At 68.5% G+C, this 13,004-nt stretch carries 12 protein-coding genes and 1 riboswitch; of the genes, 4 read left to right on the plus strand and 8 right to left on the minus strand.

Annotated features, from left to right (window positions below; all coding sequences use genetic code 11):
- Positions 1-9: 9 nt before the first annotated feature.
- A complete protein-coding gene (locus PXJ20_RS18380) occupies positions 10-432 on the minus strand; it encodes a DoxX family protein (protein WP_017773174.1) in 423 nt (140 codons plus the stop codon).
- A gap of 117 nt (positions 433-549) precedes the next feature.
- A complete protein-coding gene (locus PXJ20_RS18385; RefSeq protein ID WP_421030523.1) occupies positions 550-2,079 on the minus strand; it encodes a cobyric acid synthase in 1,530 nt (509 codons plus the stop codon).
- A 150-nt stretch (positions 2,080-2,229) separates the two neighbouring features.
- Between PXJ20_RS18385 and cobU the strand changes: the two genes are divergently transcribed.
- The 4 genes from cobU to PXJ20_RS18405 are packed head-to-tail and all read left to right on the plus strand — an operon-like array spanning position 2,230 to position 5,858.
- Positions 2,230-2,772 carry a bifunctional adenosylcobinamide kinase/adenosylcobinamide-phosphate guanylyltransferase gene (cobU, locus tag PXJ20_RS18390; RefSeq protein WP_421030522.1) on the plus strand — a complete coding sequence of 181 codons (543 nt, stop codon included), beginning with the start codon at positions 2,230-2,232 and terminating at the stop codon, positions 2,770-2,772.
- On the plus strand, positions 2,769-3,722 hold the full coding sequence (gene cbiB / locus PXJ20_RS18395; protein WP_421030521.1) for an adenosylcobinamide-phosphate synthase CbiB: 954 nt from the start codon (positions 2,769-2,771) through the stop codon (positions 3,720-3,722). The genes cobU and cbiB overlap by 4 nt, the downstream gene beginning before the upstream one ends.
- Positions 3,723-3,729: 7 nt before the next feature.
- The gene (locus PXJ20_RS18400; RefSeq protein ID WP_421030520.1) at positions 3,730-4,851 is read left to right on the plus strand and encodes a threonine-phosphate decarboxylase; all 1,122 of its coding nucleotides are present in this window, start codon (positions 3,730-3,732) and stop codon (positions 4,849-4,851) included.
- Between the two features lie 32 nt (positions 4,852-4,883).
- Positions 4,884-5,858: a cobalamin-binding protein gene (locus tag PXJ20_RS18405; RefSeq protein ID WP_421030519.1), complete on the plus strand. Its 975-nt coding sequence runs from the start codon at positions 4,884-4,886 to the stop codon at positions 5,856-5,858.
- An 86-nt stretch (positions 5,859-5,944) separates the two neighbouring features.
- Here PXJ20_RS18405 and PXJ20_RS18410 read toward each other — a convergent pair whose 3' ends face one another.
- From PXJ20_RS18410 to PXJ20_RS18435, 6 genes are all read right to left on the minus strand, one after another.
- Positions 5,945-6,589: a histidine phosphatase family protein gene (locus PXJ20_RS18410; RefSeq protein WP_421030518.1), complete on the minus strand. Its 645-nt coding sequence runs from the start codon at positions 6,587-6,589 to the stop codon at positions 5,945-5,947.
- The gene (locus tag PXJ20_RS18415; RefSeq protein ID WP_421030517.1) at positions 6,574-7,389 is read right to left on the minus strand and encodes an adenosylcobinamide-GDP ribazoletransferase; all 816 of its coding nucleotides are present in this window, start codon (positions 7,387-7,389) and stop codon (positions 6,574-6,576) included. The genes PXJ20_RS18410 and PXJ20_RS18415 overlap by 16 nt, the downstream gene beginning before the upstream one ends.
- A 122-nt stretch (positions 7,390-7,511) precedes the next feature.
- Complete coding sequence (cobT, locus tag PXJ20_RS18420) at positions 7,512-8,567, minus strand: nicotinate-nucleotide--dimethylbenzimidazole phosphoribosyltransferase (protein WP_421030516.1); 1,056 nt, start codon at positions 8,565-8,567, stop codon at positions 7,512-7,514.
- Between the two features lie 180 nt (positions 8,568-8,747).
- Positions 8,748-9,560: an ABC transporter ATP-binding protein gene (locus PXJ20_RS18425; RefSeq protein WP_421030515.1), complete on the minus strand. Its 813-nt coding sequence runs from the start codon at positions 9,558-9,560 to the stop codon at positions 8,748-8,750.
- Positions 9,557-10,594 (minus strand): FecCD family ABC transporter permease, encoded by a 1,038-nt coding sequence (locus PXJ20_RS18430; protein ID WP_421030514.1) that lies wholly within the window; start codon positions 10,592-10,594, stop codon positions 9,557-9,559. The genes PXJ20_RS18425 and PXJ20_RS18430 overlap by 4 nt, the downstream gene beginning before the upstream one ends.
- A 9-nt stretch (positions 10,595-10,603) precedes the next feature.
- Positions 10,604-12,592: a TonB-dependent receptor domain-containing protein gene (locus tag PXJ20_RS18435; protein WP_421030513.1), complete on the minus strand. Its 1,989-nt coding sequence runs from the start codon at positions 12,590-12,592 to the stop codon at positions 10,604-10,606.
- A gap of 123 nt (positions 12,593-12,715) precedes the next feature.
- Positions 12,716-12,995: riboswitch (cobalamin riboswitch) on the minus strand.
- Between the last annotated feature and the right edge of the window lie 9 nt (positions 12,996-13,004).

The raw sequence follows: 13,004 nt of genomic DNA on the forward strand, positions 1-13,004 counted from the left end.
CAGGCAACCTCAGGCAGCGACGGGCCGCCCAGCCTTGGCCCGCGCGCTAGACACCGCCGCCAACCCGCCGCCCAGCAGCGATTGCACGACCAGGGTCACGGCCCAGAACGCCGGATATTCCCAGCCGCCGTGCGGCGACGCGAAGCCCCAGCCGTTGTGCAGGTGCGCGGACATCGCGCCCAGCATGAAAGGCAGCAGCACGAGCGCGACCCAGCGCACCTGGAAGCCGGCGAGCAGCGCGATACCGCCCGCCAGTTCGATGAACGCCGTGACATAGCCGAGCCAGCCAGGCAGCCCCAGCGACACGAAGAATGCGGCCGTGCCGGGCAGCGTGAAGACGAAGATCTTTTGCAGCGAGTGAGCGAGATACAGAACGCCGAGCGCGAGGCGCAGGATCAGCGCGGCGGCGTCGGCAGTACGGGTCGAATTCATAGCGGTTCCTTTGAACGGGTGGACGCCAAAAGGCGGCGTCGATGCCCGCACTATATTCGAACCGTATGCGACAAAAAACCGCTGCCCCGGCGCAGATTGTTTCCCAACAGGAACGAATCAGCGCCCACCAGCCGCCTGGCGGATGACCGCCATCAGCCGTTCGAGATCGAGATGGCCGGCCAACGTATCCGCCAGCCGGTCCAGCGAGGCCTCCCGCAGCGCGGCATAGTCCACCGTTTCGGCCGTCGCGAGTCCGGCCCAGCCGAGCAGCGCCTGGCAGGCGGCCGGCGTATCGAAGAGGCCGTGCACGTAGGTCGCGAAGATCTGTCCGTCGGCCGACCGCGCGCCATCGGGACGTTGGCCGCCTTCCCCCGTGTCGAGCAGCAGCGCCGGCTTTCCGACCGCCGCGCCTTCGGTCACGCCCATGTGGATTTCGTAGCCCGCCACGGCCGGCGCGCCGGGCAGCGCGAGCGCGCCGCGGACGTTCGCGAGCGTCTTCTCGCGCGTGAGCGTGGTCGCGAAATCGAGCCAGCCCAAACCTTCGTCCGCGCCCGGCACGCCTTCCACGCCGTGCGGGTCGGCAATCTCGCGACCCAGCATCTGCATGCCACCGCAAATGCCGATCACGCGTCCGCCATAGCGCAGATGCCGCCGCAGCGCCTCGTCCCAGCCTTGCTCACGCAGCCACGCAAGGTCGCTTCGCACGTTCTTCGAGCCCGGCAAAATCACGAGGTCGGCCGCCGGCAGCGGGCTGCCGGCGCGCACGTAGCTGAACTCGACCTGCGGATGCGCGCGCAGCGCGTCGAAGTCGGTGTGGTTGCTGATGTGCGGCAGCACCGGCACCACGACACGCAGCACGGCGCCGTCGCCCGTCTGCGCGCGGCGATGCAGGTCGCGCGGCAGCATGTCTTCGGCGTCCAGCGTGAGCCCGTGCAGATACGGCAGCACGCCGAGCACGGGCTTGCCCGTCTGCGCCTCCAGCCAGTCGAGCCCGGGTTGCAGCAGGCTCACGTCGCCGCGAAAGCGGTTGATGACGAAGCCCTGCACGCGCTCGCGCTCGCTCTCCGACAAGCAGGCGAGCGTGCCGATCAGATGCGCGAATACGCCGCCGCGATCGATGTCGGCCACGAGCACCACCGGGCAATCCACCGCTTCGGCGAACCCCATGTTGGCGATGTCGCCTTGCCGCAGATTGATCTCCGCCGGGCTGCCCGCGCCTTCCACGAAGATCGTGTCGTAGCGCTCGCGCAGCCGTGCATACGACGCGAGCACCGCCTCGCGCGCCACCGGCTTGTAGTCGTGATAGGCGCGCGCATCGAGATTCATGCGCACACGGCCATGCACGATCACTTGCGCGCCACAATCGCTCGTGGGTTTGAGGAGCACGGGGTTGAGGTCCGTGTGCGCGTCGATGCCCGCGGCCACCGCCTGCAGCGCCTGGGCGCGGCCGATCTCGCCGCCATCCACAGTCACGGCACTGTTGAGCGCCATGTTCTGCGGCTTGAACGGTGCGACGCGTGCGCCCGCGTGGCGCGCGAGCCGGCACAGGGCGGCGACGAGCGTGCTCTTGCCGGCGTCGGACGTGGTGCCCTGGATCATCAGCGTGCCACGCGGCACGCGCAGCCCTTGCGGCAGAGAAACGGTCATCGGCATGGAAAGAAAGGGAAGCGGACGGATAAGGAAGCGGAAGCGATAGCGCATTCGGTGCGCAAGGCGCCGCGGCGCCGTGCATTATCCCATCGCCACATGCGAATTCCGCAGCGCCGGCGTGCGCGGCACAGCCGGTACAATCACGCGATGATTTCGCGCGACCTTTCCTTCATCGTTGGCGGCGCGCGCTCGGGCAAGAGCGCGCACGCCGAGCGGCTTGCCGCGGCGAGCGGCCTCGCCGTCACCTACATCGCCACAGCGCAGATCGCCGACGACGAATTCGCCGCACGCGTCGAACATCATCGCGCGCGGCGGCCCGCGCAGTGGGAGGTGGTGGAAGCGCCGCTCGATCTTGCCGGCGCGCTCGCCGCCGCGGCGCAGCCCGAGCGCTGCGTGCTGATCGACTGCCTCACGCTCTGGCTGGCCAATCTGCTCTGCCCGCCCGATGGCTGCGCGCCGCGCGCCGACGCCCAAGCGCGCCTCGATGCGTTCGTCGCGACGTGCGGTGAGGCCGCGGGCAAAGTGATCGTGGTCAGCAACGAGATCGGGCTCGGCGTCGTGCCGCTCGGCGCGGTAACGCGCCACTATGTCGATGAGCTGGGCCGCCTCAACCAGCGCATTGCCGCACTCGCCACGCACGCCACCCTGATGGTGGCCGGCCTGCCGCTCGTTCTCAAAGGCGGGCAATGACGATGCTGCCCTTGCCCCTGCCGTTACCTCTCGCCGCCGCGCTGGCCGCGCTCGCCGTCGTGATCGACCGGCGGCTCGGCGAGCCGCGTCGCGCGCATCCCCTCGTCGCATTCGGCAAACTTGCCATGCGCATCGAAGCCCGCTTCAACACGGGTTGGCGCGGGCGGCTCGCCGGCATCCTCGCGTGGGCGCTGGCGGTCGTGCCGCCGGTGGCCATCGCAGCGTGGTTGACGGTCGTGTTGCCGTGGCCGCTCGCCTGTGCGTTGCATGTGGCGCTGCTGTGGTTCTCGCTCGGCGCGCGCAGCCTGCGCGACCACATCGCGCCCATCGCGTCCGCCCTCGAACGACGCGATCTCGAAACAGCACGCGTGTACACCTCGCACGTCGTCTCGCGCGATCTCACGCAGGCCGACGAAGCGGCGGTCTCGCGCGCGGCGGTGGAATCCGCGCTCGAAAACGGCAACGACGCGATCTTCGGCGCGCTGTTCTGGTTCGCGGTGGCGGGCGGCCCCGGCGCGCTCGCGTTCCGGCTGGCCAATACGCTCGACGCGATGTGGGGCTACCGCACACCGCGTTATCTGCGCTTCGGCTGGGCGGCGGCACGCATCGACGACGTGCTGAACTGGATTCCCGCACGTCTCACCGCCGCAAGCTACGCGCTGCTCGGCGACACGCGCACGGCGATTCGCTGCTGGCGCGAGCAGGCACCGCGTTGGGACAGTCCGAACGCCGGCCCGGTGATGGCGGCGGGCGCAGGCAGCCTTAACGTCAGGCTGGGCGGCCCCGCCGTCTATCACGGGGTGATGGAGGAACGGCCCGCGCTCGGCGATGGCGAAACAGCGCGCGCCGCGCACGTGAGTGCAGCGTTGACGCTGGTTGAACGCACCACGCTGCTATGGCTCGCGGTGCTGATCGTGCTGGCTTTTCTGAGCGTGGGCACGCATGGCTGAGGCGCAGATGACAGACGCCGCGGGCGCGCTGCGCATCGTCCACGGCGGCAATCTGCACGAGGCGGCGCGCCGCTACGGCGTACCGTACGACGCGTGGCTCGATCTCTCGACGGGCATCAATCCGCACGGCTATCCGGTGCCGCCCGTTCCTGCCGACGCCTGGCGCCGCCTGCCCGACGACGACGACCATGCCTTTGCCGCGTGCGCCGCGCGCTACTACGGCGCGCCCGACGCCGCCCACGTGCAGCCCACGGCCGGCAGCCAGGCCGCCATCCGCGCGCTGCCCGCGCTGTTGCCGCGCGCGAGCGTGGCGATCGCCACGCTCACCTACGGCGAGTACGCGCCCGCCTTCGCCGGCGCGGGCCACGAGTTGACCGCGCTCGACACAACGTGGGACACGCTGCCCGCGGGCATCCGTCACGTGATCGTCGCCAATCCGAACAATCCGACTGCCGCGCGCCTCGACGCAGCCGTGCTGCTTCACTGGCACGCGCAACTCGCCGCGCGGGGCGGCACGCTGATCGTCGACGAAGCGTTTGCCGATGCGTTTGGTGATTCCGTCGCCAACTCATCTGCCGACCCGGGTGCCGATGCTTGCGGCAATGCCTCCTGCGCCAACCGAAGCCGCGCTTCGCTTGCCGGGCACGTCGCGCAACGGGGGCTCGTCGTACTGCGCTCCCCGGGTAAGTTCTTCGGACTCGCGGGCGCACGCTGCGGCTTCGTGCTCGCGCAACCGGCGCTGTTGCGCGAGCTTGCGGCAAAGCTCGGCGCATGGACCGTGAGCGGCCCCGCGCGTCACGCCGTCATGCACGCATTCGCCGATACGGCCTGGCAGACGCGCATGCGCGCCCAGCTGGCCGACGAAAGCGCGAAGCTTGCGGCCTTGCTGCACACCCACGGTTTCGCAGCGCGTGGCACGCCGCTCTTCGCCTGGGCCGCAGACCCACGCGCCGAAGCCCTGCACCACGCGCTCGCACAACGCGGCATCTGGACGCGATTATTCAGGCATCCTGCGAGTCCGCATGACGTGTCGAGCATTCGCATCGGCCTGCCTGCCAATGCCGCCGAATGGCAACGCCTCGAACAACAATTCGCCGCGAGCGTCGAAGCGCTCGCCCTCAACCGATGAATTTTTTCCGCGGGCTTCACGCGGTCGCTCGCATGCGTTGCGCGGCCACCGCTTCCGTTTCCATCCGCGCCTTCGCGTCGCACAGAACAAGCTCACGGCGAACGGCGGCAGGCTTGCTGCTGACCACCCTGGCGCTCGCCGCGGCCCAGACGGCGCAAGCGACCATCACCGTCACAGACGACACCGGCGCGCCCGTCACGCTCGACACCCCCGCGCAACGCGTGGTGAGTCTCGCGCCGCACGTCACCGAGTTGATCTACGCAGCGGGCGGCGGCGCAAAGCTGGTGGGCGCGGTGTCGTACAGCGACTACCCGCCCGAGGCGAAGACCGTGCCGCGCGTGGGCGACAACAAGGCGCTCGACCTCGAACGCATCGCGGCATTGAAGCCCGACCTCATCGTGGTCTGGCGGCACGGCAACGCACAGCAACAGATCGAACGACTGCGCGAACTGCATGTGCCGCTCTACTTCAACGCGCCGCATCACGTGGACGACGTGCCCGCCACGCTCGTGAAGCTGGGCACGCTGCTCGGCACGAGCGCAACGGCGCAGGCTGCGGCCGACGCGTACCGGCAGAAGATCGACGGCCTGCGCGCACGTTATGCCGCGAAGCCCGCCGTGAGCGTGTTCTATCAAGTGTGGGACCAGCCGCTGATGACCCTCAACGGCACCGACACGGTAAGCGACGTCATCGCCCTTTGCGGCGGACGCAACGTCTTCGCGAACCTCGCGCCCGTGGTGCCGACGGTCTCGACGGAAGCGGTGCTCGCGGCGAACCCGGAAGCCATCGTCACGGCCGCGCCAGGCGCCACGACGCCGCAAGGCCGGCTTCCCGGACTCGACCGATGGCGCGCGTGGCCCACCCTCATGGCGGTGGCGCGCGACAACCTCTTTGCCATCGACGGCGATCTGATCGACCGGCCAGGGCCGCGTCTCGCGCAAGGCGCGGCCCTGCTTTGCGAAGACCTGGACCGGGCGCGATCGAGACGGCCCGGCGGCGGGAAGTGAACGGGAGAAGACGGGTGATTTGAGACGGAGCGTGGGCGCTCATGGCTCCACGCTTTCAGGCTTTCAGGCTTTCAAACGTTCCCGCTTCAAACATTCCACCGCACGAGCGCCCACGGCGAATCCAACGCGTCACGCCTGAGCCACACCACGGCCGGCAACGCGAGCGGCCATTTCATGCAGTGCGCGAGCGGCAACCCGAGCACACGCGCCGCAATCGCGCGGATCACACCCGCATGCGTGACGGCCCACAGCGCCGTGCTTTGCGCCACCGGGGGCATGGCGTGCTCGTGAGTCGCCGCCACAGTGTCCACTTGCGCACCTGAATCGATCGACACATCGAGCCACGCATTCACCCTCGCGACGAACTGCGCCACGCTCTCGCCGCCATGCTGGCGCGCGTGCTCGAAATCAGCGGCCCAGGCGTCGAGCGCGGCGCGATCGATTGCGTCCCAGCGTTGCAGCTCCCATGTGCCGAAGTGCATTTCGGCGAGCCTCGCGTCCGTATGCAAATCGCAGCGCGCTTCAACTGCAAGCGCTTGCGCGACCCGCGCGCAACGCGACAGGGGACTCGTGAACAGCACGTGTGGCTGCGGCACGTTCAACGCAGCGAGGCGCGACGCCAGCATGGCGGCGCTGGCTGCCGCGTCGGCGGCGAGCGGCACGTCGCTGTTGCCATAGCAAACGCCCGTCGCCACAGCGACGGCCGGATGACGGATCAGAACGAGATCCACGCGAGCGCCGCCAGGTAGAACGCTATCTCGAAAACCTGCTGCGCGAAGCCGAGACAGTCGCCGGTATAGCCGCCAATGCGGCGCACGAAGTATCGCCCCAGCGCGTAACGCAGCACGGCGAGCAGCGCGATCATCGCAACACCTTCGCGCCAGTCGGGCCAGACGAACCAGGCAAGCCACGGCAACGCAAACGCGCACGCACCGAACCACGCGATCACGCTCATGCGTTGCGCCACGGGCTTCGCCTTGCCTTCGTCGCGTACGTAGTCGAGCGTGACGAGATAGCTCACGGCGCAGGCGCGGCTCACCGCGTGCGCCGCGATCATCAGTATCGCGAAACGCCCTGGGCTCAACGCTGCTGAAGTCATGGACGAAGCCGATGCCTCATGCGACGTGGTCAGCGTCACGAGCGTCTGCCACTTGAGCGCGAGCGCCACGAACAACGCGATGGCACCGAACGCGCCGATGCGCGAGTCGTGCATGATGCGCAGCACGTCCTCGCGACGGTACGCGCCGCCGAATGCGTCGCAACAGTCGGCGAGGCCGTCTTCGTGGAAGGCTCCGGTCACGGCGAGGGTGGCGGTCATCGAAAGCAGCACGGCCACGCCAGGCCCGAACACGCGCAACGCAGCCAGATAAACGAGTGCGCCAAGCGCGCCGACGCAAGCGCCCACGAGCGGAAAATAGCGCGCCGCAGCGGTGAGCCACTGCGGCTCGTAGCCCACCCAGCGCGGCACCGGCACACGCGTGAAGTAGCCGAGCGCCGTGAAGAAGTAGCGCAGTTCGGCAAGCGGATTCATCGGCGGGAGGCTCCGTTCATGCTCAGCTCGTGCTCAATTCGCGGTGTACGTCGATGCGGACTTCGATGCACGCACCCGATGCACGCCGCCCCAAGCCGCAAATGCCCGTTGCGCTTGCGGGCCTACGCATCGCGGTCCGACACGCCGGCCGATTCGAAGCTCGCCATCTCGTTGAGAAACGCGACGGCCGCGCGCAACAGCGGCACCGCGAGCGCTGCGCCCGTGCCCTCGCCGAGCCGCATGTCGAGCGCGAGCAACGGACGCGCACCGAAGTGGTCGAGCATGCGCCGGTGGCCCGCCTCGTTCGAGGCATGCGCGAACACGCAGTACTCGCGCACGTCGGGCGCGATCGCGTCGGCCACGACGAGCGCCGCCGTCGCAATGAAGCCATCGACGAGAATCACCATGTGCGCTTCGGCCGCGGCGAGAAACGCGCCGGCCATCATCGCGATCTCGAAGCCGCCGAAGGTGGCGAGCACGTCGAGCGGGTCACCCGATACGGGGTGGCGTTCGAGCGCCGCCGCCAGCACGTTGCGCTTCTTCGCGAGGCCGGCGTTGTCGAGGCCGGTACCGCGGCCCACGCATTCGTCGATGGACACGCCGCACAGCCGGCTCATCAAGCACGCAGCCGACGACGTATTCGCAATGCCCATCTCACCGAAGCCGATCACGTTCGTGCCGAGCGCCGCGTGATGGCGCACGCGCGAGGCACCGGCGCGCATTGCTTCCAGCGCTTCGTCGCGCGTCATGGCGGGCTCGTGCGCGAAGTTGCGCGTGCCGCGTGCCACGGGAATATCGACGAGGTTCGGGCTCGTATCGAGCGGCTCCGCCACCCCGGCGTTGACGACCTCGAGCGCGAGATCGGCCACGCCGCTGAACGCGTTGACCGCCGCACCGCCCGCGAGAAAATTGGCGACCATCTGCGCCGTAACGGCCTGTGGATAAGGGCTCACGCCTTCGTGCGCAATGCCGTGGTCGCCCGCGAAGATGATGAGCGCGGGCCGCGTGACCGAAGGCTGCGTGGTGCGCTGGATCATGCCGATCTGGCGCGCCAGCGTTTCGAGGCGCCCGAGGCTGCCGGGCGGCTTGGTGCGGGTATCGATGAGATGCTGAAGCCGGTCGCGCAGCGACTGGTCAAGCGGCTCGACGAACGGTAATCCGGTAGATGGCGAAGTCATGGTAGGTCAACAGAAATCGTGATGCGTCATTCGAAAAGAGCAAGTCGAGACGAACAGGATGAGCGAAATGAAGCCATGCCGATATGCGCAGGGCAATCGGGCGTGGCCCGTATTGGGCAACGAGGTGCTACACGAGGCATCAAATGAGGCGCCAAGCGAGGCGCTAAACGCCAGTCCCGATCAGCGGGACACGTTCCCGGCCGGCAGCGCCGGAATCAATGCTTCGTGCGGGCCGTCGCGAATCAGCACGAGCGGGTAGCCGAACGCGTGGCTCGCCCGCTCTGGCGTCAGCACCTCGCGTGCCGGCCCCGCATGCCACGTGCCGTCGCCATTTAGCAGCAGCGCGTGGGTCGCGAAGCGGCGCGCCAGGTTCAGATCGTGGGACGAAAAGACGACCGTTCGCGCGGACTGCCGCCCCCAGGCGAGGAGCGCATCGAGACAGCTGATCTGATGATGCAGGTCGAGATGCGAGAGCGGTTCGTCGAGCAGCAGCAGCGGCGCATCCTGGCACAGCGCGGCGGCAAGCGCCACGCGCTGGCGCTCGCCGCCCGAGAGCGAGAGCACGTCGCGCGCGGCGAAGTGGCCGAGGCCCAGCAGATCGAGCGCCGCGTGCGCCGCGGCGCGGTCGGCCTCACGCTCCCAGCCCCATCCGGCCAGATGCGGATACCGGTTCAACAGCACGACGTCGAGCACGCTCGTGCTGAACGCGTCGTGAATGTCCTGCGGCATCAACGCGCGACGTTGCGCCAGTTGGGCGGGCTGCCAGTCCGCAAGGCGCACGCCGTCCAGCGCGACGTGCCCCGCCGCAGGCTGCACGAGGCCCGCGAGCGCCGAGATCAGTGTCGTCTTGCCCGCGCCGTTCGGCCCGGCAATGCACCAGATCTCGTGGGCAGCGAAAGTCTGCGTGAAGCCATCGAGCAGCGTGCGCGTTCCCGCGCGCAAGGTCAGATCGTGCGCGGTGAGCGCGACGCGAGTGGACAAAGCGGCGTTCATCGGTGCCGCCTTTTCAACAGCATCCACAGAAATACCGGCACGCCGGCCAGCGCGGTCACCACGCCCACGGGCAACTGCGTCGGTGCCACGACGGTGCGCGCGGCGAGGTCGGCGGCCATCACGGCGACACCGCCCGCGAGCGCCGCCGCGGGCAGCAGCATGCGCTGGTCGTTGCCGAATGCGAGCCGCAGCACGTGCGGCACCACGAGGCCGACGAAGCCAATGGTGCCGCCCGTCGTCACCGCCGCGGCCGCCGCCAGCGACGCCGTGAGATACACACGTAAGCGCAGCGGCACGACGGGCACGCCCAGCGCCTGGGCAGCGGCGTCCCCGCGCAGCAGCACGTTGAGCTGCGGCGCAACGGGCACGACGACCACCAGCACGACAGCGAGCGCGATCAACGTGAACCACGGCATGCCGACGCCGTTCAACTCGCCGGTCAGCCAGAACAGCATGCCGCGCAGATGCGAGTCCGGTGCCAGCGTGAGCAGCAGCGTGATGGCGGCGCCCCATCCCGCCGCAATCACGGCGCCCGTGAGCAGCAGCCGCGGCGAGGTGTCCTGCGGCTCGCCACGCCACAGTTCGCGCCGGGCAAGACCGAGCACGAGCAGGATCGACAGCAGCGCGCCCGCGAATGCGCTCGCGTTGACCATCCACCACGCCGAGCCCGCGAGCAGCGCGAGCAGCGCGAACACCGCCGCGCCACCGGAAACGCCGAGCACATACGGCTCCGCGAGCGGATTGCGCAACAGCACCTGGAGCAGCGCGCCGGCCATCGAAAGCAGCGCGCCACACGCGAAGCCCGCCAGCGCGCGCGGCAGCCGCAGCGTGCGAACGATCTCCGTCGCGATGTCGGCGCCGTGCGAACGCGTGGGCAGCAGCGCCGCCAGCGCGTCATGCACGGTGACGGGCACGCTGCCCAGCAGCAGCGACGCCGCGAACACCGCGACGGCGAGCGCTGCCAGCACGGCCCAGATCACGACCGCGCGTTTCGCCGTCATGCCGGGCGCGGCGGGCAGGAAGAGACGGTTCATGGCCGCCCTTCACTGCTGCTGCCAACCCAGCGTGAGGTAGGCGCTGCGCCGCGGCGTGTTGTACGTGTAGGCGAGCTCATAGTCCTTGTCGAAGAGATTCTGGATCTGCGCGGCAACGTACCACGACCGGGTGATGTTATAGCGCGCCGAGAGGTTCACGATGCCATAGCCGCCGAGGTTCGAACCGCTGTCGTTGCGCGCGCCGCTCACGAGCCATTCGCCGCCCACCCGCCAGCTGCCGATGCTGCGATTCGCCGTGAACGAGGCGAAACGGCGCGCACGCCGGTTGAGATCGGTGTCCTTGTCTTCGTCCACGGGATTTTGCAGCGTCAGCGCCGCGCGCACGTCGGTTTTGCCGACATGGCCGCTCCACGATGCCTCGAGCCCCTGCACTTTGGCGTGCCCCACGTTCTCGGCCATGTAGACGCCGGGCGTGACCTGCGTGGACTGGATCAGGTTCGAGTAGCGCGTCTGAAATGCCGTGAGCCGCATGAGGCCGAACGCGTCGGAGGCATATTGCAGCGCCGCTTCGACCGAATGGCTGCGCTCGGGACGAATGGTCGGATTGCCGTAGTACGGGTAGTACAGGTCGTTGAACGTGGGCGCGCGAAACGCGTCGGACCAGCTCGCCGTAGCCTTCCAGTGCTCCGTGATGTCGAAGCCGTAACCGAGGTAGTAGCTGTTCGCGCCGCCGAAATCCGAGTACTGGTCGCGCCGCACGTTCGCCTGGAACTGGCTGCGTCCGAAGCGCCCCGTATAGCCCGCAAAGCCCGAATCGACGTGGCGGTTCGGCGCGCTGTACTGGTTCGAGTCAAGCATCTGGTCCAGATGCTCGTAGCCCACCTGGATCTTCTGCTGCGGCGCGAGCATGAAGTCGTTCTGCCAGGTGTACTGACGGTTGTCCGAGTTGAAATGGTCCGTATAGACACCGTTGAGTTCCGTCTGGCTGCGGTCGTTGCCCGTTGCGGCAACGAGGTGCGTGGTCCACCAGTCCGTCACCTTGCCGTTCGCGAATACCGAGGCCTGCTGCACCTTCGTGTAGAGATTGTTGAGATCGGTCGGCACGCCGTATGCGTTGTCGTAGCTGCTGTTGCCGTTCGACTGGAAGAAGCGCACGCCGGCGTCCCAGCGCTCGTTGAATGTATGACGCAGCGACGCCGATACGCTTTCGTTCAGGTAACCGTTCGCGTTCGGATTCACGGCCGGCACGAGCGCCGGATTGATCGACGAAAAGCCGTCGTCCTTCGCGCGCGCGAGCGACACGCTGAAGGTCGTCTTGCCCTCGGCATCGAGCGCGCCTGAGACGCCCACCTGCTGGCGCTGCGTGTGATAGCTGCCGTATTCGGCCTCGAAGTTGAAGCGCGGCGGGTAGCTGCCGCCGTTCTTCGTAAAGATCTGCACGACACCGCCAATCGCGCCGGAGCCATAGAGCGCCGACACGTTGCCGTTCACCACTTCGACGTGATCGATCTGGTCGAGTGGAATCTGCGCGATCTGCGCGCTGCCGAGGCTCGTTGAATCCACACGCACGCCGTCGATCAGCACGAGCGATTCGCTTGCATCCGCGCCGCGCATGAAGAGCGTCGCCGTGGAGCCGGGGCCGCCGTTGCGCACGATCTGCGCGCCGGGCGCGAACTGCAGCAGGCCGGGCAGGTCGCGTTGGGTGGTGTCGGCGATGTCCTGGGCGTCGAACAGCGTGGTCTGCGGAATTGCGTCGGCAAGGCGCTGCGGCGCGCGATCCGCGGTGACGACGACGGGAGCGAGGGTCCGGTCGCCGGCGGTGGGGATCTGCGCGGATGGTGTCTTTGTGGCCGCGCTTGCAGCGGCGGCTGGCGCGGCGCGTGGCGCGTCAGTGGTGCTGTCCGTGGACTGGGTGGCAGGGGTTGAGCCGATGTCCGAACTCGACTGCCCGGCCGAGGGCGCAGCGGACTGCGCAAAGGCGGCCAGCGGCAAGCCCGTCAGGGCGAGCAGCGTCGCGCGGGCGATAGGGGTAAGCATGGAGCGATTTTCCTGTGGTAGCGTGCCCGGCTTCGCTCCCCGCGAAGCCAACGCGTCATGAGGCACGCACACACGCCAGACAATCCACCAGGGCCGCAGCCGCTGCCGGCAATGCTGGCGAAGCGGCGCGCCTCGCCCTCTGGCCGGTATCCGGGCTGACGACGCATCGATTCGCCTTCCCACGCACGTGTGCGCAGTGGCTTGCAGGCGCGCCGCGCGACGGATGGAACCGTCGGCAGCGCACGTCGAATCGATAGGCACGCGGTGTCATGCGCGTGCGGTCGCTTACCGTTGCGGGGGCAGCACAGGTTGACGCGTCCGGGGACGGACTGCGCTCCCTGTTTCCCGTTTAACCACGCTTGCGTTGGGCGCAGGCGCGGGCACCAGAGTGCGGCAAGTGTAAGGAGACCCG

Origin of the sequence: Paraburkholderia sp. A1RI_3L, assembly GCF_048957895.1 — a bacterium.
GTDB lineage: Bacteria > Pseudomonadota > Gammaproteobacteria > Burkholderiales > Burkholderiaceae > Paraburkholderia > Paraburkholderia kururiensis.

What these genes read in the sequence shown, in the direction of transcription:
- cobT (WP_421030516.1), bottom strand. Translation starts at nt 8,567, where the DNA reads ATGACTTCGCCATCTACCGGATTACCGTTCGTCGAGCCGCTTGACCAG.
- PXJ20_RS18435 (WP_421030513.1), bottom strand. Translation starts at nt 12,592, where the DNA reads ATGCTTACCCCTATCGCCCGCGCGACGCTGCTCGCCCTGACGGGCTTG.
- cbiB (WP_421030521.1), top strand. Translation starts at nt 2,769, where the DNA reads ATGACGATGCTGCCCTTGCCCCTGCCGTTACCTCTCGCCGCCGCGCTG.
- PXJ20_RS18380 (WP_017773174.1), bottom strand. Translation starts at nt 432, where the DNA reads ATGAATTCGACCCGTACTGCCGACGCCGCCGCGCTGATCCTGCGCCTC.
- PXJ20_RS18425 (WP_421030515.1), bottom strand. Translation starts at nt 9,560, where the DNA reads ATGAACGCCGCTTTGTCCACTCGCGTCGCGCTCACCGCGCACGATCTG.
- PXJ20_RS18430 (WP_421030514.1), bottom strand. Translation starts at nt 10,594, where the DNA reads ATGAACCGTCTCTTCCTGCCCGCCGCGCCCGGCATGACGGCGAAACGC.
- PXJ20_RS18405 (WP_421030519.1), top strand. Translation starts at nt 4,884, where the DNA reads ATGCGTTGCGCGGCCACCGCTTCCGTTTCCATCCGCGCCTTCGCGTCG.
- PXJ20_RS18415 (WP_421030517.1), bottom strand. Translation starts at nt 7,389, where the DNA reads ATGAATCCGCTTGCCGAACTGCGCTACTTCTTCACGGCGCTCGGCTAC.
- cobU (WP_421030522.1), top strand. Translation starts at nt 2,230, where the DNA reads ATGATTTCGCGCGACCTTTCCTTCATCGTTGGCGGCGCGCGCTCGGGC.
- PXJ20_RS18400 (WP_421030520.1), top strand. Translation starts at nt 3,730, where the DNA reads ATGACAGACGCCGCGGGCGCGCTGCGCATCGTCCACGGCGGCAATCTG.
- PXJ20_RS18385 (WP_421030523.1), bottom strand. Translation starts at nt 2,079, where the DNA reads ATGACCGTTTCTCTGCCGCAAGGGCTGCGCGTGCCGCGTGGCACGCTG.